At 71.3% G+C, this 21809-nt stretch carries 18 protein-coding genes; 7 read left to right on the forward strand and 11 right to left on the reverse strand.

The window, feature by feature from the left end; all coding sequences use genetic code 11:
- Positions 1 to 93: 93 nt before the first annotated feature.
- Positions 94 to 1725 (reverse strand): malate synthase A, encoded by a 1632-nt coding sequence (gene aceB, locus HNO83_RS13380; protein WP_175338021.1) that lies wholly within the window; start codon positions 1723 to 1725, stop codon positions 94 to 96.
- A 93-nt stretch (positions 1726 to 1818) separates the two neighbouring features.
- Entirely contained in the window at positions 1819 to 3138 is a 1320-nt protein-coding gene (gene aceA, locus HNO83_RS13385; RefSeq protein WP_249776730.1) for an isocitrate lyase, read from the reverse strand.
- A 123-nt stretch (positions 3139 to 3261) separates the two neighbouring features.
- Here aceA and HNO83_RS13390 point away from each other — a divergent pair, with 123 nt between their 5' ends.
- Positions 3262 to 4740: a helix-turn-helix transcriptional regulator gene (locus tag HNO83_RS13390; protein WP_175338022.1), complete on the forward strand. Its 1479-nt coding sequence runs from the start codon at positions 3262 to 3264 to the stop codon at positions 4738 to 4740.
- Positions 4741 to 4838: 98 nt separating this feature from the next.
- On the opposite strand, the gene HNO83_RS13395 is transcribed toward HNO83_RS13390, so the two are convergent.
- From HNO83_RS13395 to HNO83_RS13415, 5 genes are all read right to left on the reverse strand, one after another.
- The gene (locus HNO83_RS13395) at positions 4839 to 6770 is read right to left on the reverse strand and encodes a cellulase family glycosylhydrolase (RefSeq protein ID WP_175338023.1); all 1932 of its coding nucleotides are present in this window, start codon (positions 6768 to 6770) and stop codon (positions 4839 to 4841) included.
- A 29-nt stretch (positions 6771 to 6799) separates the two neighbouring features.
- Positions 6800 to 7639: a carbohydrate ABC transporter permease gene (locus tag HNO83_RS13400; RefSeq protein WP_175338024.1), complete on the reverse strand. Its 840-nt coding sequence runs from the start codon at positions 7637 to 7639 to the stop codon at positions 6800 to 6802.
- Positions 7632 to 8615: a carbohydrate ABC transporter permease gene (locus HNO83_RS13405; protein WP_175338025.1), complete on the reverse strand. Its 984-nt coding sequence runs from the start codon at positions 8613 to 8615 to the stop codon at positions 7632 to 7634. Before HNO83_RS13405 ends, HNO83_RS13400 begins: the two co-directional genes overlap by 8 nt.
- A gap of 76 nt (positions 8616 to 8691) precedes the next feature.
- Positions 8692 to 9996 carry an ABC transporter substrate-binding protein gene (locus tag HNO83_RS13410; RefSeq protein WP_175338026.1) on the reverse strand — a complete coding sequence of 435 codons (1305 nt, stop codon included), beginning with the start codon at positions 9994 to 9996 and terminating at the stop codon, positions 8692 to 8694.
- Between the two features lie 383 nt (positions 9997 to 10379).
- Positions 10380 to 11408 (reverse strand): LacI family DNA-binding transcriptional regulator, encoded by a 1029-nt coding sequence (locus HNO83_RS13415; protein ID WP_175338027.1) that lies wholly within the window; start codon positions 11406 to 11408, stop codon positions 10380 to 10382.
- 159 nt (positions 11409 to 11567) lie between these two features.
- On the opposite strand from HNO83_RS13415, the gene HNO83_RS13420 reads away from it, so the two are divergent.
- On the forward strand, positions 11568 to 12983 hold the full coding sequence (locus tag HNO83_RS13420) for an NAD(P)/FAD-dependent oxidoreductase (RefSeq protein ID WP_175338028.1): 1416 nt from the start codon (positions 11568 to 11570) through the stop codon (positions 12981 to 12983).
- 441 nt (positions 12984 to 13424) lie between these two features.
- Here HNO83_RS13420 and HNO83_RS13425 read toward each other — a convergent pair whose 3' ends face one another.
- Positions 13425 to 15026 (reverse strand): PucR family transcriptional regulator, encoded by a 1602-nt coding sequence (locus tag HNO83_RS13425; protein ID WP_349627200.1) that lies wholly within the window; start codon positions 15024 to 15026, stop codon positions 13425 to 13427.
- A 162-nt stretch (positions 15027 to 15188) separates the two neighbouring features.
- On the opposite strand from HNO83_RS13425, the gene HNO83_RS13430 reads away from it, so the two are divergent.
- The 4 genes from HNO83_RS13430 to HNO83_RS13445 all read left to right on the forward strand — a co-directional run bounded on the left by HNO83_RS13430 (position 15189) and on the right by HNO83_RS13445 (position 20327).
- Positions 15189 to 16685 (forward strand): CoA-acylating methylmalonate-semialdehyde dehydrogenase, encoded by a 1497-nt coding sequence (locus tag HNO83_RS13430; RefSeq protein ID WP_349627201.1) that lies wholly within the window; start codon positions 15189 to 15191, stop codon positions 16683 to 16685.
- A gap of 19 nt (positions 16686 to 16704) precedes the next feature.
- Positions 16705 to 18126: an aspartate aminotransferase family protein gene (locus tag HNO83_RS13435; RefSeq protein ID WP_175338030.1), complete on the forward strand. Its 1422-nt coding sequence runs from the start codon at positions 16705 to 16707 to the stop codon at positions 18124 to 18126.
- A gap of 91 nt (positions 18127 to 18217) precedes the next feature.
- Entirely contained in the window at positions 18218 to 19360 is a 1143-nt protein-coding gene (locus HNO83_RS13440; RefSeq protein WP_175338031.1) for an NYN domain-containing protein, read from the forward strand.
- Between the two features lie 31 nt (positions 19361 to 19391).
- The gene (locus tag HNO83_RS13445) at positions 19392 to 20327 is read left to right on the forward strand and encodes an NADP-dependent oxidoreductase (RefSeq protein WP_175338032.1); all 936 of its coding nucleotides are present in this window, start codon (positions 19392 to 19394) and stop codon (positions 20325 to 20327) included.
- 87 nt (positions 20328 to 20414) lie between these two features.
- On the opposite strand, the gene HNO83_RS13450 is transcribed toward HNO83_RS13445, so the two are convergent.
- The 3 genes from HNO83_RS13450 to HNO83_RS13460 all read right to left on the reverse strand — a co-directional run bounded on the left by HNO83_RS13450 (position 20415) and on the right by HNO83_RS13460 (position 21480).
- Entirely contained in the window at positions 20415 to 20705 is a 291-nt protein-coding gene (locus HNO83_RS13450) for a DUF4287 domain-containing protein (protein WP_175338033.1), read from the reverse strand.
- A gap of 77 nt (positions 20706 to 20782) precedes the next feature.
- Positions 20783 to 21100, reverse strand: a complete 318-nt coding sequence (locus tag HNO83_RS13455; RefSeq protein WP_175338034.1) for a DUF7882 family protein — start codon at positions 21098 to 21100, stop codon at positions 20783 to 20785.
- Positions 21088 to 21480, reverse strand: a complete 393-nt coding sequence (locus HNO83_RS13460; RefSeq protein WP_175338035.1) for a DUF7882 family protein — start codon at positions 21478 to 21480, stop codon at positions 21088 to 21090. The genes HNO83_RS13455 and HNO83_RS13460 overlap by 13 nt, the downstream gene beginning before the upstream one ends.
- Before the next feature lie 82 nt (positions 21481 to 21562).
- Between HNO83_RS13460 and HNO83_RS13465 the strand changes: the two genes are divergently transcribed.
- Positions 21563 to 21808, forward strand: coding sequence for a hypothetical protein (locus HNO83_RS13465; protein ID WP_175338036.1), 246 nt, complete (start codon positions 21563 to 21565; stop codon positions 21806 to 21808).
- Position 21809 lies beyond the last annotated feature (1 nt).

Below are 21809 nucleotides of genomic sequence, written 5' to 3' on the forward strand. Positions count from 1 at the left end.
AAGCCCTCGCTCAACTCCTCACCGCCGCCTGATGCATCCACCATTTGACTTTGAGGCGCTCGAGGCGCACATTCGGCACGAATCGGGGAGGGGTCAGCCGGCGAGCGCCAGGTCCTCCTCCGACGGAGCGGTGTCGACCAGGTACCGCGCGTACGCCGGGATCGTGAGGAACGTCGGGACGTCCTCCCCCAGCACCACCTCGCGCAGCAGGTCGGCGGCGTCCGCGAAGCGGGAGCCGTCCGTCTCCAGCCGGGCCTGCTCCTCGTCGAGGACGTGCGACACCAGCGCCGCGTCGACCGGGGCGCCCTCCGCGGTGACGATGCGGTTGTCGATCCACTGGCGCAGCAGCGACCGAGAGATCTCGGCGGTCGCCGCGTCCTCCATCAGCCCGTCGATCGCGACGGCGCCCGTGCCGCGCAACCACGCCTCCAGGTAGCGGAGCGCAACCGAGACGTTGGCGCGCACCCCGCCGTCGGTGACGGTCGCGTCGGCGCCGGCCACATCCAGCAGGTCGTCCGCCGTGACGTGGACGTCGTCCCGCTGCCGCTCCACCTGGTTCGGGCGCTCCCCCAGCACCGCGTCGAACTCGGCCAGCGCTGTCGGGATGAGGTCGGGATGCGCCACCCAGGTGCCGTCGAAGCCGTCGCCGGCCTCCCGCCGCTTGTCGTCGGCGACCTTCTGCAGCGCCCGCTCGGTCGCCTCGGCGTCCTTCCGGTTCGGGATGAAGGCGCTCATCCCGCCGATCGCGTGCGCGCCGCGGCGGTGGCAGGTGGCGACCAGCAGCTCCGTGTAGGCCCGCATGAACGGCACGGTCATCGTGATGCGGTCGCGGTCTCCGAACGCGAACCGGCGGCCGCGGCCCTGGAACGTCTTGATCATCGAGAAGATGTAATCCCAGCGTCCGGCGTTCAGGCCCGCGCAGTGGTCGCGCAGCTCGTACAGGATCTCGTCCATCTCGAACGCCGCGGGGATCGTCTCGATGAGCACGGTCGCCCGGATGGTGCCGACCGGCATCCCGATGCGCTGCTGCGCGAAGACGAAGATGTCGTTCCACAGCCGTGCCTCCAGGTGCGACTCCAGCTTCGGGAGGTAGAAGTACGGGCCGCGGCCCGCATCCACCACGGCCTGGGCGTTGTGCCAGAAGTACAGCCCGAAGTCGGTGAGCGAGGCGCTGGCCGGCGTGGAGCGGCCGGCCCGGTCGGTGAAGGCGAGGTGCTTCTCCACCAGGTGCCAGCCGCGCGGGCGCATCACGATCGTCGGGGTGTGCTCCAGCGGCGTGGTGACCCGGTAGTCCTTGCCCTCCGCGCTGGTGAAGGCGAGCCGGCCGCGCACGGCGTCGAACAGGGTGCCTTGACCGCCGACGATGTTCGCCCAGGTGGGGCTGGTCGCATCCTCCAGGTCGGCGAGCCAGACCCGGGCGCCCGAGTTGAGCGCGTTGATCGCCATCTTGGGGTCGGTCGGGCCGGTGATCTCCACCCGACGGTCCTCGAGGCCGGGGCCGGCGCCCGCCACGCGCCAGGTGTCGTCCTCGCGGATGGCGGCGGTGCTGCTGAGGAAGCGGGGGTCGCGGCCGTTCCCGGCCTCCTCGCGGTGGCGCCGGCGCTCGGCCAGGAGCTCCTGCCGTCGGCCGGCGAACGCCTGGTGCAGGTGGTCGACGAAGGCGATGGCCTCCGGGGTCAGGATGTCGTCGCCGCGGTCGATCCGCGGCCCGGTGATCTGGATCATGGTCTCTTCCTTACGTACGAGCCCTCAGCTCCTGAGTTCTTCGAGTCCGCCGCGGCGTGTCGCTCGAAGAACTCCGGAGTCGATGGCTGGGGATCAGAACTGGTGTGCTTCGGTGGATCCGGCCAGGGCGAGCGTTGCGCTGTCGGGGTTGAGCGCGCTCGCGACGCGGTCGAAGTAGCCGGTGCCGACCTCCCGCTGGTGGCGGGTCGCCGTGTACCCGTCGGCCTCGGAGGCGAATTCCGCCTCCTGCAGGTCGACGTAGGCGCTCATGTGCCGGGTGGAGTAGTCCCGGGCGAGCGTGAACATGGAGTGGCCTAGGGCGTGGAAGCCGGCCAGGGTGATGAACTGGAAGGCGTAGCCCATCGCCGCCAACTCGCGCTGGAACCGGGCGATGGTCTCGTCGTCGAGGTGGCGGCGCCAGTTGAACGACGGCGAGCAGTTGTAGGCGAGCTTCTTGCCGGGGAACTCGGCGTGCACCGCCTCGGCGAAGCGGCGGGCGAGCTCCAGGTCGGGCTCGGCGGACTCCACCCAGAGCAGGTCCGCGTAGGGCGCGTAGGCGAGGCCGCGGGCGATGACCGGGTCGATCCCGTTCCGCACCTCGTGGAACCCCTCCGCCGTGCGCGTGCCGGTCAGGAACGGCCGGTCGCGCTCATCATGGTCGCTCGTGAGCAGGGTGGCGGCGAGCGCGTCGGTGCGCGCGATCACGATGGTGGGCACGCCCGCCACGTCGGCCGCGAGCCGGGCGGCGTTCAGGGTGCGGATGTGCTGCCCGGTCGGGATGAGCACCTTGCCGCCCATGTGCCCGCACTTCTTCTCGCTGGCCAGCTGGTCCTCCCAGTGCACGCCCGCGGCCCCGGCCTGGACCATGGAGTGCATGAGCTCGTAGGCGTTCAGCGGGCCGCCGAAGCCGGCCTCGGCGTCGGCGACGATCGGCGCCATCCACTCGGCGACCGGCCCGTCGGTGCCCTCGATCTGGCCGGCGCGCAACAGCGCGTTGTTGATGCGGCGGACGACGGCCGGGACGGAGTTCGCCGGGTACAGGCTCTGGTCGGGGTAGGTCTGGCCGGCCAGGTTGGCGTCGGCGGCGACCTGCCAGCCGGAGAGGTAGATGGCCTCGAGACCCGCGCGCACCTGCTGCACGGCCTGGTTGCCGGTCAGTGCGCCGAGGGCGGCGACCCAGCGCGGGTCCTCCGGGGTGCTCTCGCGCTGCAGCAGCTGCCACAGCCGCTCCGCGCCGCGGCGGGCGAGGGTCTGCTCCTCGCGGACCGGTCCGCGCAGGGCCACGACGTCGTCGGCCGTGTAGTCGCGTCGGATGCCGGTCCAGCGCGGGTCCGCGTCCCACTCCAGCTGGAGCTCGGCGGGGGTCTGCGTCGTGTCGCCTGGACGGTTGTCGGTGCTCATGGTGACCTCCATCGGTCGGATCATAGGTCTGATCGGATGACACGATCCTTCGCCCTGCGCACCACCCCGCGACCGGATCGGCGGACGGAAATCCGGCCGTTCTTCTGTTTGCCAGAAGTTCCCGGTGGTGTCACCATGGCTGGCATGACCGTCATCGACGACGTGCACGACGAGACCCTCGCGGCCGACGCTCTCACCCTCGGCCGCCGCATCCGCGCGTTCCGGCAGCGGCGCGGGATGACGCTGGAAGCGCTGGCCGCGGCCCTCGACCGGGCGCCGTCGCAGGTGTCCACGATCGAGAACGGCAACCGCGAGCCGCGGCTCGCGCAGCTGCGGCAGATCGCGGCGGCGCTGGAGGTCACGGTCGACGACCTGCTCGCGCCGGAGCCGCCGGACGAACGCGCAGCCCTCGAGATCGCGGTCGAGCGGGCGCAGCGCGGGCCCGTGTTCGCCTCCCTCGGGATCGACCCCGTGCGGGTCGGGCGGACCGTTCCCGACGCGACATTGCAGGCGATCCTGGCGCTGCACCAGGAGGTCGAGCGCTTGCACCGCGAACGCGCCGCCACCCCTGAGGAAGCCCGCCGCGCCAACGCGGAGCTGCGCGCGACCATGCGGGCGCGCGACAACCACTTCGCCGAGCTCGAGACCATCGCGGCCGACCTGCTCTCGGCCGTCGGGCACACCGGAGGGCCGGTGTCGCACCAGACGGTGACCGACATGGCCGACCACCTCGGCTACTCGCTGCACTACGTCGGCGACCTCCCCCACTCCACCCGTTCGGTGACCGACCGGCGGAACGGGCGCATCTATCTGCCCACCGAGCAGTCGGCCTCCCGGGACTCGCGCTCGCCCATTCTGCAGGCCTTCGCCTCGCATGTGCTCGGCCACGACGAGCCGAGAAACTACGCCGATTTTCTGCGGCAGCGCGTGGAGACCAACTACCTCACCGCGGCGCTGCTGCTCCCCGAGAAGGATGCGGTGGCGTTCCTCACCGAGGCGAAGAACTTCCGCCGCATCTCGATGGAGGACCTCCGCGACGCGTTCGCGGTGTCGTACGAGACCGCCGCGCACCGGTTCACCAACCTCGCGACGGCGCGGCTCGGCATCCCCGTGCACTTCATGAAGGTGCACGAGTCGGGCACGATCATCAAGGCGTACGAGAACGACGCGGTGGTGTTCCCGTCGGATGCGCTCGGTGCGGTCGAAGGCACGCCGGTATGCCGCAGCTGGACCGCGCGCACGGTGTTCGACGTGGCCGACCGGTTCAGCCCCTACTACCAGTACACCGACACCCCGAGCGGCACGTTCTGGTGCACGTCACGCGTGGAGAAGGCGAAGGAGGGCGACTACTCGGTCAGCGTCGGCGTCCCGTTCGCGCACGTGAAGTGGTTCCGCGGCCGCGAGACGCCGCACCGCGCGGTCTCGCGCTGCCCCGACGAGTCGTGCTGCCGGCGGCCGCCCGCCGCTCTGGCGGACCGCTGGACCGGGATGGCGTGGCCCGCCGCCCGCACGCCCACCTCCCTGCTCGCCGCCCTCCCGACCGGTACCTTCCCCGGCGTCGACCCCACCGAGGTCTACGCCTTCCTCGACCGCCACGCCCCCGCCGCCTCCTGACCCCATCCCCAAGCCGTCAGCTCCTGAGTTCTTCGAGTCCGCAGCGGCGTGTCGCTCGAAGAACTCAGGAGCTGATGGCTGGGGACGGAGAGCGCCTGTCAGTCGAGGGTGAGGAGGCGGAGGGCGGCGCCGTAGGGGGCGAGATCGAGTTCGGGAGCCGGGGCGCCGTCGAGGGTGGTGAGCGTGCCGCCCGGGACGGACGGGGTGACGGTGACGGGGGTCTCGTGCTGCGAGAGGAACACGACGAAGCGGCGGCCGTCGGCGTGCACCAGCGTGTCGGTGAAGAGGCGCGGGTCGTCGAGGAGCACGTCCCGCTCCACGTCCGCCACCGCGGCGAGCGCGTCGTACAGCCGCCACGTCTGCTCGGGGTTCACCCGCGCCTGCGCCGAGGCGAAGAACTCGAGCGGATACGTCGACAGCACCGCGCGTCCCGCACCGTGCTCCTGCACCACGATCGCCGGGCGACCATGCGCGTCGACCGCGACCACCTGTCCCGATGTCGCCCGCACCGGGAGGTACGTGCGCCCGTTCTCGTTGCCGGCGGCCGCGAAGCGCAGCTCCGTCCCGGCCGCGAGCGGACCGAAGTCGGAGGTGAACCGCAGCACCACGCTCTCATCCGTCACCGGCTCCGCGAGCCCGTACGCGGAGTCCATCCGCACCCCGAACAGCTCCTCGGTGTGCGCCCACCAGGGCCCGCGCTGCACGCCGCTCGTCCCGTGCGAGTACGACGCGTACACGGTCGCGCCGTCGCGCGCGAGCGACACCAGCTGCTCCCACGAGCTCGCGCACAGTTGCTTCACCGAGGGCAGCAGGTACAGCCCGTACCCGGCCGGCAGCCCGCCGTCGGCCTTCTCGCGCACCACGGCGACCGGGATGTGCGCCTCGTGCGCCGCCACGTACGCCTGCTCCCCGGTCGCCACGATGTGCGCGCGCTCGGCCTCGTTGGTGAACGGGTAGTCCTCGGCGAGGTGCGACGGCACGACGAGCGCGGCATCCACCGGCGACCGGCGCACCTGCGGCAGGTCGATCGCGGCGAGGTCCGCAGCGAACCGCGCGAGCTCGCGCAGCGGCGGCTTCGGATTCCCGTGCCGGTCGGTGATGCCGAAGTGCATCTCGAACGGATGGTGCGAGTACGGCCGCTGGTCGGCGAGGTCGTCGTAGTCGGTGTTGTTCCAGGCGATCCAGCCGGTCGCGCCCGCCAGCAGCGTCGAGTACAGCAGCTGCCGGTAGTAGGAGGCCGCACCCTCGTCCGACACGAAGTCGCTGGTCAGCCCGAACTCCTCCATGATCACGGGGAGCCCCTGGGTCGCCGACAGCTCCGCGATGAACGCCGCCTTCAGGTGCTGCCGGATCTGATCGGTCTCCATCCGGTACACGTGCGGCCCGATGAAGTCGGTGAACTCGGCCAGGTCGCGCACCGAGAAGCCGTTGTCGTGACCGGTCGTCTCGATCCCCCAGGCGCCGTCGCCGACCGCGACCGGCTGGGTGCCGCCGCCCGCGCGCACCGCATCCACCAGCAGCGACGCCCACGCGTCGACGATGGGACGCGGCGCCTCCCCGCCGTAGATCGGCACCTCGTTGGTCAGCAGCCAGCCGGCGACGGCGGGATGCGACGCGAACCGCGCGGTCAGCTCCCGCACGTACCAGGCCTGCCGGCCGACGAACCAGACGTCGCGGTACAGGTCGCGACCCTCCCGCCACACCGGGTCCCAGTTCTCCCCCGACATGTGCCCCACCAGGAACGTCGGCACCGTCGTCATGCCCACCTCGGTGTGCGCGTCGAGGAAGTCGGCGAAGTTCGCCACGCACTGCTCGTCGAGCGAGTCGGGCGTGGGATGGAAGTCGGGCCAGTAGAAGAACGAGCGCGTCATGTTCAGGCCGTGGTCGGCGAGCACGCGCAGCTCCTCGCGCACGACCGCCGGGTCGTAGCGGGTCCACATCAGCGGGCCGCCGGTGCGCGACCAGAAGTTGGCGCCGAGCCACACCACCGGGGCGTCGCCGACCTGCAAGACCGGGGAAGGTCGATCCATGATGCCTTTCTTCGGGGAGGGGCCGCGGCTCACTTGACCGCGCCGGCGGTGAGCCCGGCGACGAAGTTGCGCTGCAGCAGCAGGAACGCCACCACGATCGGGATGGACACCACCAGCGACGCCGCCATGATCTGGTTCCAGTAGACGTTGGTCTGGGTGGAGTACAGCTGCAACCCGACCGCGAGCGTCCTGTTCTCGTCGGTCGTCATCACCGACGCGAACAGCACCTCGCCCCAGCTGGTCATGAACGAGTAGATCGCGACCGCGATGAGCCCCGGCCGGGCGGCCGGTATGACGACGTGCCAGAGCGCGCCCATCGCGCCCGAGCCGTCCACCTTCGCCGCCTCGTCGAGCTCGCGCGGGATGTTGTCGAAGTAGCCGGCGAGCATCCAGATCGAGAACGGCAGCACGAACGTGAAGTACGTGATGATGAGGCCCCAGCGCGTGCCGACCAGCTGGATGCCGGTCGCCTGGTTGATGTTGACGAAGATGAGGAACAGCGGCAGCAGGAACAGCACGCCGGGGAACATCTGGGTCGACAGCACGGTGGTCGTGAACACGCCGCGTCCCTTGAACCGGTACCGCGACACCGCGTAGGCGGCGAACACCGCGATCACCAGCGAGATCAGGGTCGCCGCGCTCGACACGATGAGGCTGTTCACGAAGTACGACGCCAGCGGCACGGTCGACCACATGTCGATGAACGGCTGGAAGGTGATCGTCTGCGGCCACCAGGTGAACGCCGACTGCACCTCCGACAGCGGCTTCACCGACGACGTGATCATCACATACAGCGGGACGACGGTGAACACCGTCAGCACCGCGATGGTGACCCAGCGGAAGACATGGGATGAGCGGGTCTCACGCATTGCGGCTCCTCCGGTTGACGACGAGCAGGTAGATGCCGGTCACGATCAGCAGGAACAGCAGCAGCAGCACGCTCATGGCGGCGCCGGAGCCGAAGTTCCAGGTCAGGAACGACGCGTTGTAGATGTGGAAGGAGATCAGGTCGCCCGCCGCGGGTTGGGCTGTGCTCCCGAACAGCACGTACGGGGTGTTGAAGTCGTTGAAGGTCCACAGGAACATCACGAGCAGCAGCACGAGGTTCACCGGCCGCAGCATCGGCAGGGTGATCGAGCGCCACTGCCGGAAGGGCCTGGCCCCATCCACCGCCGAGGCCTCGTAGACGTCCGACGGGATCGACTGGAGGCCGGCCATCAGCATCAGGAAGGCGAACGGCCAGAGCCGCCAGATCGCGACGATGACGATCGACCAGAACGCGTTGCCGCCGATCAGCCAGAACGGCTTGTCGCCCGGCAGGCCGAGGTTGTCGAACAGGAAGTGGTTGATCGCGCCGGTGTCCTTCTGGAACATGAACTTCCAGGTGATGATGCCGGCGTACAGCGGCAGCGCGTACGGCACCAGGAACAGCGTCCGGAAGAACGCGCGGCCCCGGAACCGCTCCTGCAGCGCGACGGCCGCGGCCATCCCGAGCACCCAGGAGAGGCCGACGACCAGGATGGTGAACCCGACCGTCACGAAGAACGACTTGAGCAGCCCCTGGCCGACCGAGCCGTTGAAGTCGAGCGCGACCGCGTAGTTCTTGAGCCCGACGAAGGGCGCCTCGCCCCAGTTGGCGATGTAGAACTTGGTCAGCTGGGTGAAGCTGATCCAGATACCGGTGAGCATCGGGACCACGTGGATGAGCAGCTCGAACACGATGGCCGGAGCGAGCAGCACGAACGGCAGCCACCACCCCTTGGGGCGGCGCCGTTTCGGCTTCGGAGGGGCAGCGGCGGGCGGCACGGTGACGGCGGGGCCGCGGACGTCTGTCGTCGTCGACATGGGTCTCCTTACGGGTGTGGCTGAACGCCGGGCGGGACGCGGCTGCGCCCCGCCCGGCGTGCGATGCTTCGGCGGATCAGCCGCCCAGGGACTGCTTGACCTGGTCCTGCGCGTTCTTCAGCGCCGACTTGATGTCGGCGTCGGAGACCGTGCTGCCGGTGGCGATCTTGGCGAACATGTCGTTCATCGCCTTTCCGACCGTGTTCTCGAACTGGTCCTCGGCCGGCACCAGCGGGAGCGGCTTGGACATGTCGTTGTAGATCTTCTGGAAGGTCGCGGCCTCCTCGGCGTTGTCCGTGAACACCGGCTTGGCGTCGTTCAGCACCGGCAGGCTCGCGTACGGCTTGCCGAGGGTGGTCTGGACGTCGTTGCTCGTCATGTACTTCACGAACTTGAGGGCCGCATCCTTGTTCTTCGTGTTCTTGAAGATCGACAGGTTGATGCCGGCGATGAAGGTGGCGATGTCCTTGCCGCCTTCGGGGGCCGGGAAGGGGACGACGCCGTACTGATCGTTCGTCATGCCGTTCGCGACGATGGAGGCGTCGGCGTTGTTCTGGCTGAGGATCATCGCGACCTTGCCGGTGGCGAAGTCGTTGACCGCCTGCACGCCGTTGTCGTACTGCGCGTTCGACGGGTTGACGACCTTGTCGGTCTGCATCAGGTCGAGGTAGCGCTTGATGCCGTCGACGTTGGCCTGGCTGTCGAAGGTGGGGTTGCCCTTCTTGTCGAACCACTCCCCGCCGTTCTGCGCCGAGTTGATGAACGCGAAGTGCACGTTCTCGGTGTAGCTGCCGGCCGCGAGGGCGAACCCGTAGGTGGTGCCGTTGGTCAGCTTCTTCGCTGCGGCGACGAGCTCCTCCCACGTCGTCGGCGGCTGCACGCCGGCGTCGGTGAACATCTTCTTGTTGTAGTAGAGGCCGTAGGCGAGCCCGTACAGCGGGACGCTGGTGACCGGCTTGCCCTCGGCACCGCCGGTGGCGAGCGCGGCCTTCACGAACTTGTCGCTGCCGCCGATGGCCTTCATGTTGGCGTCGTCGAACGGCAGGAACGCGCCGGTCGCCTGCAGCGACGCGGCCCAGGTGTTGCCGATGTTGAGGACGTCCGGTCCCTGGCCGGAGGTGACGGCGGTCTGGATGCGCGTCTGCAGGTCGTTCCACCCGATGACCTCGAGCTTGACCTTGACGCCGGTCTCCTTGGTGAACTTGTCCAGGACCGGGGTGAGGACCTGCTTGTCGTTGTCGAGGCTGGTCCCCTGGTTGCTGGCCCAGTAGGTGAGCGTCGACCCGCTGGACGACCCTCCGGACCCCGAGCTGCTGCAGCCCGCGACCACGAGCGAGACCGCAGCGGCCAGTGCCGCGACGGCGATGGCGCGTTTCCTCATTGTGACTCCTTCGTCTCTTGATGGGGGCGCTCCCGGTCGGGTTCGAAGGGCGAGCGGCCGGGCGCAGGGGAAGCCTAACTTAACCGGTTCAGGTGTCAATCCTTGACTTCACCTCGTCCGAGGGTATACCGGGCGGTCTCGTGCCCCGCGTGAACCCCGGTCGCGCTGCGCTCACACCCCCGCCCGCGACTCGTCACGAATCGCCGCGATTCGTGACGTATGGTCGCGACTCGTCACGAATGATCGCAACTAGTCGCGACTCGTCACCAATCGGCGCGATGGGTCACGAACGGTAGCGATTCGCGACTCGTGACGAATGGTCGCGATTCGTCACGAATGGTCGCGATTCGTCACGAGTCGCGCCCCGGCGGGGCCCGCGCGCGTCAGCGCGCGGTGTGGGCCGGCGCGGGGATGCTGGTCGCGCGCGCGATGAGGCGGCTCTCGCGGGCGCGGTGGTCGGGCGTGGGAGTGCCTGCGAGCTGGTCGAGCAGCATCCGGGTCGAGCGGCGGCCCTGCTCCTCGGGTGACCGGTCGAGCGCGGTGATGGGCCTCGTCCCGAGCCGGCAGAGCAGGGAGTCGTCCCAGCTGACGATCGCCACGTCGTCCCGGCCGGCGCGGTTGAGGGCCGTCTGCGCGCCGAGCGCGAGCAGGTCGTTGGAGGTGAGCACGGCGGTGATGGCCGGGTCGGCCGCGATCGTCTCGCCGGCGATCCGCTCCCCCGACCCCATCGAGTAGTCGGACGCCGCGAACACGAAGTCGAGGCCGAGCTCGCGCGCGGTCGCGCCCACGGCGTCCCGCCGGTCCGCCTCGTGCTCGAACTCGGCGGGACCTGCGATGTGCAGCGCCCTCCTGTGGCCGAGGGAGGCGAGGTGCCGCACGAGCACCTCCGCGTCGGCCCGGGCGTCGTACAGCAGCACCTTGCCCGGCGCGAGCGTCTCGCGATTGCCGTGCAGCACGTAGGCGAGGCCGAGTTGCTCGAGCAGCGCGGGCCTGGGGTCGTCGAACGTGATGTCGAACAGCATGACCCCGTCCACCCGTGCCTCGGCGCTCCACCGGCGGTAGGCGGCCACCTCCTGCCCGGCGTCCGCGCCGACCATGCGCAGCAGCAGCGACTGCCCGGTCTCCGACAGCTCGCTCTCGACGCCGGCGAGGAGGCTCATGTAGTAGGGCTCGGCGCCGAGCAGGCTGGGGTCGCGGCGCAGCACGATCCCGATCGTGTCGGAGCGCGCACGCGAGAGCGCACGCGCGGACGAGCTGGGGTGCCAGCCGAGCTGCTCGGCGAGCGCGAGCACGCGCTCCCGGGTCTCGTCACTGACCCCGGGCAGGCCGTTCAGCGCGTACGACACGGACGCCTTGGACAGGCCGAGCTGCTCGGCGAGCCCCGCGATCGTCACGCGCCCTGCGTTGCTCACGGCCGCCTCCCTTCGTGGTGCGCGGCTTACACTACTGGCTCGGCTCCGCCGCGCATCCCGGCATTTCGCTGCGAACGTGCTCATCCGACCGGACGGATTGCCTGGACGCGCACCCCTTTCCCGACGAACGGCCACCACCCGGTCGGGCAGAATGGCGGCGTGAGCCCCTCCCGGACCAGCACCGTCTTCGAACGCGAACGCCCGGCCGACGCGGTGGTGCGTCACGCCCTCGCCTCCAGCCGCCAGGCGGTGTTCTGGACCGAGGACGCCCCGAGCGACCGCTACCCGCAGCTGCACGGCGACCTGGGCTGTGACGTCGCCGTCGTCGGCGCCGGCTACACCGGTCTCTGGACGGCCCTGCTCGCCAAGCGCGAGGACCCGTCGGCGCGCGTCGTGGTGCTGGAGGGGCGCCGGGTCGGCTGGGCCGCGTCCGGTCGCAACGGCGGCTTCTGCGAGGCGAGCCTGACCCACGGCGACGAGAACGGCCGCAGCCGCTGGCCCGGCGAGTTCGACAAGCTCCAGCGGCTCGGGATGCGCAACCTCGACGAGATCGAGAGCATCGTCGCCGAGCTCGGGCTCGACGCCGAGTTCGAACGCAACGGCGCGCTGGATGTCGCCACCGAGCCGCACCAGGTGGAGTGGCTGCGCGAAGCCGAGGGTCCGGAGGCGACGCTGCTCGACCGGGACGCGGTCCGCTCCCTCGTCCACTCGCCCACCTACGAGGCGGGACTGCTGCGTACGCGGGATTCGGCCCTCGTCCACCCCGCCAAGCTCGCCCGGGCGCTCGCCCGCGCCTGCGTGGACGCCGGCGTCGAGATCTTCGAGCACAGCCCGGTGGAGAGCATCGGCGACGGCACGGTGCTCGAGACCCCGACCGGCACCCTCCGCTCCCGGCGGACGGCCCTCGCCACCAACGTCTTCCCGAGCCTGCTGCGCCGCAACCGGCTCGCGACCGTCCCCGTGTACGACTACGTGCTGATGAGCGAGCCGCTCTCCGCGGCGCAGCGGGCGTCGATCGGCTGGGAGGGCCGGCAGGGCATCGGCGACTCGGCGAACCAGTTCCACTACTACCGGCTCACCGCCGACGACCGCATCCTGTTCGGCGGCTATGACGCGATCTACCACTACGGCGGCCGCGTGCGGGAGGCGTACGAGGACCGGCCGGAGACGTTCCGGAGGCTGGCGAGCCACTTCTTCACCACGTTCCCGCAGCTGGAGGGGCTCACCTTCACACACCGCTGGGCCGGCGCGATCGACACCTGCAGCCGGTTCTGCGCGTTCTTCGGCTCAGCCCGCGACGGCAAGGTCGCCTACGCCGCCGGCTACACCGGGCTCGGCGTCGCGGCGACGCACTTCGGCGCGCAGGTGATGCTGGACCTGCTGGCCGGCCGCACCACGGAGCGCACCGAGCTGGAGATGGTGCGCACCCGCCCGCTGCCGTTCCCGCCCGAGCCGGCCGCCGCCGTCGGCATCAACCTCACCCGCTGGTCGCTCGACCAGGCGGACCACCGCGGCGGCCGGCGCAACGCCTTCCTCCGCACCCTCGACGCCGTCGGCCTCGGCTTCGACTCCTGACGGTGCTCCGCTCCCCGCTCCCGCCTGGTTGACGCGACACGCCGCGCGGCGGAGCGCGGCGACGGCGCGTCCTGTCAACCAGACGCATCCATGGGCCGCAACACGCCGTTGCGGGCAACGGGTTGCGGCGTGTTGCGACCCACGGATGGAGCGTTGCGCCCGGCGCGCGCCGAACGACGCCCGGGCGACCGCCGCGCCTGGTTGACGCGACACGCCGTGCGGCGGAGAGCGGCGACGGCGCGTCCCGTCAACCAGACGCATCCATGGGCCGCAACACGCCGTTGCGCGCGACGGGTTGCGGCGTGTTGCGACCCACGGATGGAGCGTTGCGTCGGGCGCGCGCCGAACGACGCCCAAGCGACCGCCGCGTCTGGTTGACGCAACACGCCGTTGCGCGCGACGGGTTGCGGCGTGTTGCGTCCCACGGATGCGCCGGGCGCGTCAGCGCGCCGGGCCCCGCGCCAGCACGGCCGCATGCAGGGCGGCGACGGTCTCGCCGTCGTCGAGGTCCATCCCGAGCAGCTCCTCGATGAGGGCGATGCGCTGGTAGAACACCGACCGGGACAGGTGGCTCGCCGCGGCGGCGCGGGTGCGGTTGCCGGGGTGGCTGAGGTACGCCCGCAGCACCTCGACCAGGTCGCCGCCGGTGGCGAGGTCGTGCTCGATCAGCGGCCGCAGCATCTGCTCCGTGTGCTCCAGCATCCGGGGATCGCCGCCGAGCGCGTTCACCAGCCGCAGCAGCGGCCGGTGCGACACGCGCTGCACGACGACCGTGCGGCCGAGCCGCTGCCCCTCCGGCCGTCCCCCCGCGGAGGCGGTCGCCAGCGCCACCGCCTCCTCCAGCGAGGAGAGGAGCCCCGCGATGCCCCGCGCGTCCGACCCGACCGCCACGACCGCCGCCGGGTCGTCCGTCCGCGACGACGCAGCGGCCTCCGCGATCGCGGCGAACACCGCGTCGCCGAGCGCCCGGCCCGGCCGCGGCGACACCGCCACGACGAGCGTCCCCGCCTGCTCGGGATGCCGCCCGGCGACCGCATCCACCCCCGCCGCCCGCGCGGCCTCCACCGCCCGCGTCGCGGCGGACGCGGGCAGCGTGCCCGACCGCAGCCGCACCGCAGCGCCCGCGACCGTCCGTCCGCTGAGCGGGAACCCGGCCGCCTCGAACCGAGCGGTCACGCCGCCCTCCCCGGCGAACCGGCGGCCGAGCAGCGACGCGAGCAGCGCGTCGTGGCTGCGCCGCGTCCACTCGTCGTCGTCCCGGTCGGTCAGGCGGCTGAGCGCCAGCGCCACGGCCGCCTGCTCGAGCACGTTCGAGCGGCCGGCCGGGTGCGGCTCCCCCGGCAGCGCGATCAGGTGCCCCCACCGCATCCCGCGCGCCTCCACCGGGACGATCGTCCAGCCGCCCGTGCGGGAGCGGTGCTCGGCGCGCGACCGCTGCTCCCAGTCGGCGAGCTCCGCTCCCCCGCCGGTGCGGGAGGCCGCGTCGATCCCGCCGGCCGCGATCACGCGGTGGTTGGTGTCCTCCAGGACGACCGGGCAGCCGAGCACGCGTGCGGCCTGCTCGACGATGAAGTCGGCGGGGCTGCCGCGCAGGCTGAGATCGGTGAAGAGCGCATGGATGTCGTCCCTCGCCCGCAGCGCCCCCATCTGCTCCGCGATGATCCGCGAGTGCACGGCTTCCGTGATCGCCACGAACCGCGCCTCCCTGTGCAGCACCGCGAACGGCCGCCCCGCGGTGCGGAACTCGTCCACCAGCGCGGGCGGAGGCACCGGCATCGGCGGCCCCAGCTCGAGCACGAGCCCGGCGACGTCGGCCTCGATCAGCACGCGCCCGAGCCGCCGCAGCGACGCGTCGTCGGCCGGCCAGCCGACGCCTGTGGCGAGCAGCAGCTCCCCGCCCGAGCCCAGCCGCGCCGCCTCCGCGGTCTCGGCGACGTGCACCCAGCGTACCGGCGCGTCGAGCCGCTCGCGGCCGGTCAGCACCTCCGGCAGCGCGCGGGCGACCGGCTCCATCCGCAGCACTTCGCGGACGGTGGGCAGCACGGCCGACGATGCCTCGCCCGCATCCGGACGAACTGTCCGACCCGTTCCGTGGTCCCGACGATCTGGCATCGCTCCTCCGGCCCCCGCTCTGTGATCATTGGGAGGAAAGCCTACCGCCCCGGCCGGGCAGAACGTCCGGCCGAACCCTCGAGGAGGACCCCCGTGGCCCTGATCCGACACTTCATCGCCGGCGAGGAGTCGCCCGCCGAGCCGACCGGCGCCGTGCGCACCGGCCCTGTCTTCAACCCCGCCACGGGTGAGCGGCAGCACGAGGTCGCGCTCGCCGATACCGCCGAGACCCAGCGGGCCATCGCCGCCGCGCGGGCCGCCTTCCCCGCTTGGCGCGCCACCAGCCTGACGAAGCGCGCGGACGTGCTGTTCCGCCTCCGCCACCTGCTCACCGAGCGCAAGGACGAGCTCGCCGCGATCGTGACGAGCGAGCACGGCAAGGTGCTCTCCGACGCCGCGGGCGAGATCGGCCGGGGCCTGGAGAACGTGGAGTTCGCGAGCGGCCTGATCGACAAGCTCAAGGGCGAGTACAGCGAACAGGTCTCCACCGGCGTCGACGTGCACAGCGTCAAGCAGCCGGTCGGCGTCGTCGGGTGCATCACCCCGTTCAACTTCCCCGTCATGGTGCCGCTGTGGATGGTCGCGAGCGCGATCGCGTGCGGCAACACCGTCGTCCTCAAGCCGAGCGAGAAGGACCCGAGCGCGTCCGTCTACCTGGCGAAGCTGTTCCGCGAGGCCGGGCTCCCCGACGGCGTGCTGAACGTCGTGCACGGCGACAAGGAGGCGGTGGACGCCATCCTCGACTCCCCTGACGTCTCCGCGGTCAGCTTCGTCGGCTCGACCCCGATCGCGCGCTCGATCTACCAGCGCGCCTCCGCCAACGGCAAGCGCGTGCAGGCCCTGGGCGGTGCGAAGAACCACATGGTGGTGCTGGAGGACGCCGACATCGACGCCGCCGCCGACGCCGCGGTCTCTGCCGCGTACGGCTCCGCCGGCGAGCGCTGCATGGCCGTGAGCGTGGTCGTGGCCGTGGGCGACGTGGCCGACCGGCTGGTGCCCGCCATCCACTCGCGCCTCGACGCGCTGCGCATCGGACCGGGCACGGACGCGGCAAGCGAGATGGGTCCGCTCATCACGCGGGAGCACCGCGACAAGGTCGCCTCCTACGTCACGGGAGCCACCGCCGAGGGCGCGACCGTCGTCGCCGACGGCACCCGGCGCGAGTTCCAGGGAGACGGCTTCTTCGTCGGCGTCAGCCTGCTGGACCACGTGAAGCCCGGCATGAAGGCGTACGACGACGAGATCTTCGGCCCGGTGCTCTCCGTGGTGCGCGTCGACACGTTCGAGGACGCGGTCGAGCTGATCAACGCGAACCTGTACGGCAACGGCGTCGCCCTGTTCACGCGCGACGGCGGAGCGGCCCGCCGCTTCGAGTTCGAGGTGGAGGTCGGGATGGTCGGCATCAACGTGCCCATCCCCGTCCCGGTCGGCGCGTACTCGTTCGGCGGCTGGAAGAACTCGCTGTTCGGCGACTCGCACATCTACGGGCCGGAGTCGTTCCACTTCTACACGCGCAGCAAGGTGGTCACCACGCGCTGGCCCGACCCCGTGCACTCCCGCATCGAGCTCGCCTTCCCCGGCAACTCCTGAGACCGACGAGGACCACGACATGACCGACACCATCCACTCGGCGGCGCAGACCCGCACGGGATACGTCGACCGGCACGGCGCCGAGCACGCGTTCGGCGACGCAGCGGCCGAGGCGCAGGTGCGCGCGGACGACCGCGGCCACGTGTTCCACTCCTGGAGCGCGCAGGCGAAGATCGACCCGCTGCCCGTCGCGGCGGGCGAGGGCTCCACGTTCTGGGACTACGACGGCAACGCCTACCTCGACTTCAGCTCGCAGCTGGTCAATCTCAACCTGGGTCACCAGCATCCCGACCTCGTCGCGGCCATCCAGCAGCAGGCCGGGCGGCTCGCCACCGTGCAGCCGTCGATGGCCAACGACGTGCGCGGGGAGCTCGCCCGCCGCATCGCCGAGGTGGCGCCGGGGAGCCTGAACAAGGTGTTCTTCACCAACGGCGGGGCGGACGCGAACGAGTACGCGGTTCGCCTGGCGCGCCGGGTCACCGGCCGCCGCAAGGTGCTGTCGATGTACCGCTCGTACCACGGCGGCACGGCTACGGCGATCGCGCTCACCGGCGACCCGCGGCGCTGGGCGAACGAGCCGACCGATCCCTCCGTCGCGCACTTCTTCGGGCCGTACCCGTACCGCAGCGCGTTCCACTCCGCCTCTCCGGAGGAGGAGACCGCGCGGGCGCTGGAGCACCTGGAGAACGTCATCGTGCTCGAGGGCGCCGGCACGATCGCCGCGATCATCGCCGAGACGGTGGTCGGCACCAACGGTGTGCTGGTGCCGCCGCCCGGGTATCTGGCCGGGGTGCGCGAGCTGTGCGACCGGTACGGGATCGTGTACATCGCCGACGAGGTCATGGTCGGCTTCGGGCGGGTCGGCGAGTGGTTCGCCGTCGACGCGTTCGACGTCGTGCCCGACCTGATCACCTTCGCGAAGGGCGTCAACTCGGGCTACGTGCCGCTGGGCGGCGTGGTGATCTCGGACGCCATCGCGTCGTTCTTCGACGAGGTGCCGTTCCAGGGCGGCCTGACCTACTCCGGGCACCCGCTGGCGTGCGCGGCCGGCGTCGCGACGTTCGAGGTGTTCGAGCGTGACGGCATCCTCGACCGGGTGCGCGACCTGGGCTCGCGCGTGGTCGAGCCGGAGCTGCGGTCGTGGCTCGACCGGCATCCGTCGCTCGGCGAGGTGCGCGGCCGGGGCCTGTTCTGGGCGCTGGAGCTCGTGCGCGACCGCGAGACCCGTGAGCCTCTGGTGCCGTTCAACGCGGCCGGGGCGGACGCTGCGCCGATGGCGGAGGTCGCCGCGGCCTGCAAGGCGGCCGGCGTCTGGCCGTTCACGCACTTCAACCGCGTCCACGTCGCCCCTCCCCTGGTCATCGAGGAGGACGAGCTGCGCCGCGGCCTCGCCGCGATCGACGCGGCCCTCGACGTGGCCGACCGCTACGCCCGCGCCTGACGACCGTGGTGCGCCTCTCCCCAGGGAGCGGCTTCTCCACAGCCCGCGCCCGCCCGGCCCTGCCGCGGCGGGCGCGGGATATCGTTGCAGCATGACTGAACCCGGAGATGGCCGCGTCGCCGTCTACATCGACTTCGACAACATCGTGATCTCGCGCTACGACCAGGTGCACGGCCGCGGCTCGTACATGCGCGACCGGCCGAAGTCGAGCTCCACCCAGCCGAAGGCCGCCTTCTCGGAGAAGCTGGAGGAGGCACGGGTCGACCTGGGTGCGGTCATCGACTTCTCCTCGTCGTTCGGCACGCTGGTGCTGACGCGGGCCTACGCCGACTGGTCGTCCGCCGTGAACGCCGAGTACCGCGGGCAGCTGGTGGGCCGCGCGGTCGACCTGGTGCAGCTGTTTCCCGCCGCCGCCTACGCCAAGAACGGCGCCGACATCCGGCTCGCCGTCGATGCGGTCGAAGACCTGTTCCGGCTGCCCGAGCTCACGCACGTCGTGATCGTGGCCGGAGACTCCGACTACGTCCCGCTCGCGCAGCGGGTCAAGCGGCTCGGCCGGTACGTCATCGGGATCGGCGTGGCCGGGTCGACCGCCAAGTCGCTCGCCGCGGCGTGCGACGAGTTCGTGAGCTACGACGACCTGCCCGGTGTCGCCCGCGACGAGGCCGCTGAGGCCGACGAGGTGGAGGTCGCCGGGGTCGGCGTCGAAGCGGAGGAGGCGCCTGCCGCGCCTGCGCGGGGGCGCCGCCGGGGGGCCAAGGCCGCGGCAGAAGCGTCCACCACCGCGGAGCCGGCCGCCGAAGCGTCGGCCGAGGGTGCCGGGGACGCGACCCCTCCGGTCGCTGAGGAGCCCGAGCAGCCTGCACGCAGGGGCGGCCGGAGGCGCGCCGCCGCGACCGCGGAGGCGGAGGCGGAGGACTCGGCCGAGGAGCCGTCGGAGGACCGCCAGCTCGTCGCGACCCGGCTGCTCGCCCGGGCGATGCAGCTCGGCCACGAGAAGGACGACTCGGAATGGCTGCACAGCTCGACGGTGAAGGGCCAGATGAAGCGGATGGACCCGTCGTTCAGCGAGAAGGCCCTCGGCTACCGCTCGTTCAGCGACTTCATCAAGTCGCGCAGCGACCTGGTCGACCTCGACGACAGCTCCACGGCGCAGATGCTGCGGCTGGCTCCCACCCGCTCTCGGCGCGTCCGGCACAGCGGCCGGGCGAGCGACGCTGTCTCGGCGTCTTGAGCCAGCGGCCGGCGAGGGGTTGACTGCGGGCATGGCACGACAGTGGAGGGCGACGACCTGGGGCGCGCCGGAGACCTGGGAGTTCGCAGAGGTGCAGACGCCGGAGCCGCGGGCGGGCGAGGTCACCATCGCGGTGCGCGCGGCGGGTGTGAACCCGGCCGACTACAAGCACGTCTCGGCTCCGCGTGACGGTCTCGAGCTGCCGGTCCCGATCGGGTACGAGGTGTCCGGCGTGATCTCCGCGATCGGGCCGGACACCGAGATCGCCTCGGGCGGGGGTGCGGTCGGCGACGCCGTCGTGGCGTTCCGCATCAACGGGGGCTACGCGACCGAGGTCACGGTCCCTGCGAAGGACGTCTTCGCCAAGCCGGCCCGGCTGTCCGACGAGGAGGCCGCGAACCTCCTCCTGGTCGGCACCACCGCGGCGCAGATGCTTCACGTGACCGGTGTCCGGCCGGGCGAGACCATCCTCGTGCACGGGGCGTCCGGCGCGGTCGGCGTCAGCATCCTGCAGCAGGCCGCCGAGCTCGGGGCCCGGGTCGTCGGCACCGCGAGCGAGTCGAGCTTCGCCCGGGTGCGGCGGTTCGGCGGCGTCCCGGTCGCCTACGGTCCCGGCCTCGCCGAGCGCGTCGCCGAGGCCGCCCAAGGTCCTGTGGCCGCGGCGCTCGACACCGTCGGCACCGACGAGGCGGTCGACGTCTCGCTCCAGCTCGTGCCCGACCGGCAGCGCATCGTCACCATCGTGGCCGCCGGGCGAGCCCAGCAGGAGGGCTTCCACGCCGTGTTCGGAGCCCAGCCCGAAAGCCAGGCGTACCGCGACTCCGTTCGCGGCCGGCTGCTCGATCTGGCCGCCGAGGGACGCCTGCAGGTGCCCGTCGCCCGCACCTACCCGCTGGCGGAGGCCCCCGAGGCCCTCGCCTTCCTCAAGCAGGGCCACCCGGGCGGCAAGCTCGCCCTGCTCCCCTAGCGCCACCACCCGCTGAGGTGCTCGCAGATGCTGCACCACGCGGCGTGTCGCACGCATCTGCGAGCACCTCACCGCCCGAGGAGTCGGTCAGGGGGACGGCTTGGTCGCCTTGCCGTCCAGCCAGAGCGTCTCCGACTCGTCGCGATGCACGCCGTCCGTCCCGACATGCTTGCTGGAGATCGTCGGCCCCTTGGTGATGACGTGCACCAGCGCCATCCCGTGGCCTCTCCCCAGCCCGTACTCGTCGGCGAGCCAGGCGAGGATCTCGCCGGCCTTCGTGCCGGGCCCGAATCCTTTCGCCGCGGCCTCGTCCACCAGCTGCCGCGGCGTGCGGCCGGTCTTGTCCTCGATCGTGTCGAGGTATGCCTGGAACGACATCCACTCCCCTGTGCGTGTCCTGCCGGCGACCTGCCGGGCGGGATGAGCCTAGCGGTCCGCTGTCGCCGGACTCAGTCCTACGACGGGCGCGTCTCCGCCTCCGCTTCGGGGATGATGACCATGCCTCCGGTGCGCTGGCTCGACTGGAGCAGGGCGTCCATCCAGCGCTCGTTGAGCTTCGGCGGCCGGCTGCCCGAGAAGAGGAACGCCATCGGGATCTCGCGGCTGATCCAGAGACTCACCCTGCCGCCGCCGTGCTCGCTCGGGACCTGCCAGTTCAGCAGGAAGCTCTCGTGCCGGCGCAGTTTCGTCACGATCGCGATCTTGACGTGCGACAGCGTCCGGTCGTCGAACTCGTATTCTTGCGCAGAGTGGCCGTAGATCAGCTTCCCCACGTCAGGAGCCCCCCGTGCCGCGCGCCCGGCCTGGTCTTGCTCGCCCGGTAGCTGCCCTCGGGCATCTCCTCGCGGATCTCCGCCCGGAGGTCGTCCTCCAGGATGAGCCCCGAGTTGCTGTTGGCCCGTTCGCTCAGCAGGGTCAGCCAGTCGCGATTCAGCTCGGGGAGTGTGGAGCCCGTGAACACGAACTGGACGGAGATGGCCGGGTCGAGCCAGATCGAGCGGAGGACGCCGATCGGCCCGGCGGTGCGATCCGTCCAGACCAGCAGGAAGCCCTCCCGCCGGCGCAGCTTCTGCTGGATGACCGCCTGGAGGTGCACCAGCACGCGGTCGTCGAAGGCGAACCCGTCGGCTCCGTCGTAGATCAGCGTTCCCACGCGAGCCTCCTCTCGTCATCACTTTCTCCGACAGGCCGTGCGCCGTCAAGGGACGCGCGGGAGAACCGCGTACAGTCCGGTCATGGACGCTCTCACGCGAACCATCAAAGCGGCCCTCCTCTACGAGGACGGCCGGACCCTCGACAGCGTCGTGGTCGTCCCGCTCATCGGCGGATGCCCGCCCGGGGAGATCCGCGTCGCCACCACGTTCGCCGGCGCCCTCGCCTACGACGTGTACGAGCTGGCCGACGAGGAGGAGTACTCGTCGATGCCGGCCTACCCCTACCGCTCCACCATCCCCGTCACCACGGAGGACCTCGACGACTGAC

It is taken from the genome of Leifsonia sp. C5G2 (assembly GCF_013359685.1).
GTDB lineage: Bacteria > Actinomycetota > Actinomycetes > Actinomycetales > Microbacteriaceae > Leifsonia.

Excerpts from the sequence above, each read along its gene's own strand:
- aceB (WP_175338021.1), bottom strand. The coding sequence starts at position 1,725 with ATGATCCAGATCACCGGGCCGCGGATCGACCGCGGCGACGACATCCTG.
- aceA (WP_249776730.1), bottom strand. The coding sequence starts at position 3,138 with ATGGAGGTCACCATGAGCACCGACAACCGTCCAGGCGACACGACGCAG.
- HNO83_RS13390 (WP_175338022.1), top strand. The coding sequence starts at position 3,262 with ATGGCTGGCATGACCGTCATCGACGACGTGCACGACGAGACCCTCGCG.
- HNO83_RS13395 (WP_175338023.1), bottom strand. The coding sequence starts at position 6,770 with ATGGATCGACCTTCCCCGGTCTTGCAGGTCGGCGACGCCCCGGTGGTG.
- HNO83_RS13400 (WP_175338024.1), bottom strand. The coding sequence starts at position 7,639 with ATGCGTGAGACCCGCTCATCCCATGTCTTCCGCTGGGTCACCATCGCG.
- HNO83_RS13405 (WP_175338025.1), bottom strand. The coding sequence starts at position 8,615 with ATGTCGACGACGACAGACGTCCGCGGCCCCGCCGTCACCGTGCCGCCC.
- HNO83_RS13410 (WP_175338026.1), bottom strand. The coding sequence starts at position 9,996 with ATGAGGAAACGCGCCATCGCCGTCGCGGCACTGGCCGCTGCGGTCTCG.
- HNO83_RS13435 (WP_175338030.1), top strand. The coding sequence starts at position 16,705 with ATGACCGACACCATCCACTCGGCGGCGCAGACCCGCACGGGATACGTC.
- HNO83_RS13440 (WP_175338031.1), top strand. The coding sequence starts at position 18,218 with ATGACTGAACCCGGAGATGGCCGCGTCGCCGTCTACATCGACTTCGAC.
- HNO83_RS13445 (WP_175338032.1), top strand. The coding sequence starts at position 19,392 with ATGGCACGACAGTGGAGGGCGACGACCTGGGGCGCGCCGGAGACCTGG.
- HNO83_RS13450 (WP_175338033.1), bottom strand. The coding sequence starts at position 20,705 with ATGTCGTTCCAGGCATACCTCGACACGATCGAGGACAAGACCGGCCGC.
- HNO83_RS13465 (WP_175338036.1), top strand. The coding sequence starts at position 21,563 with ATGGACGCTCTCACGCGAACCATCAAAGCGGCCCTCCTCTACGAGGAC.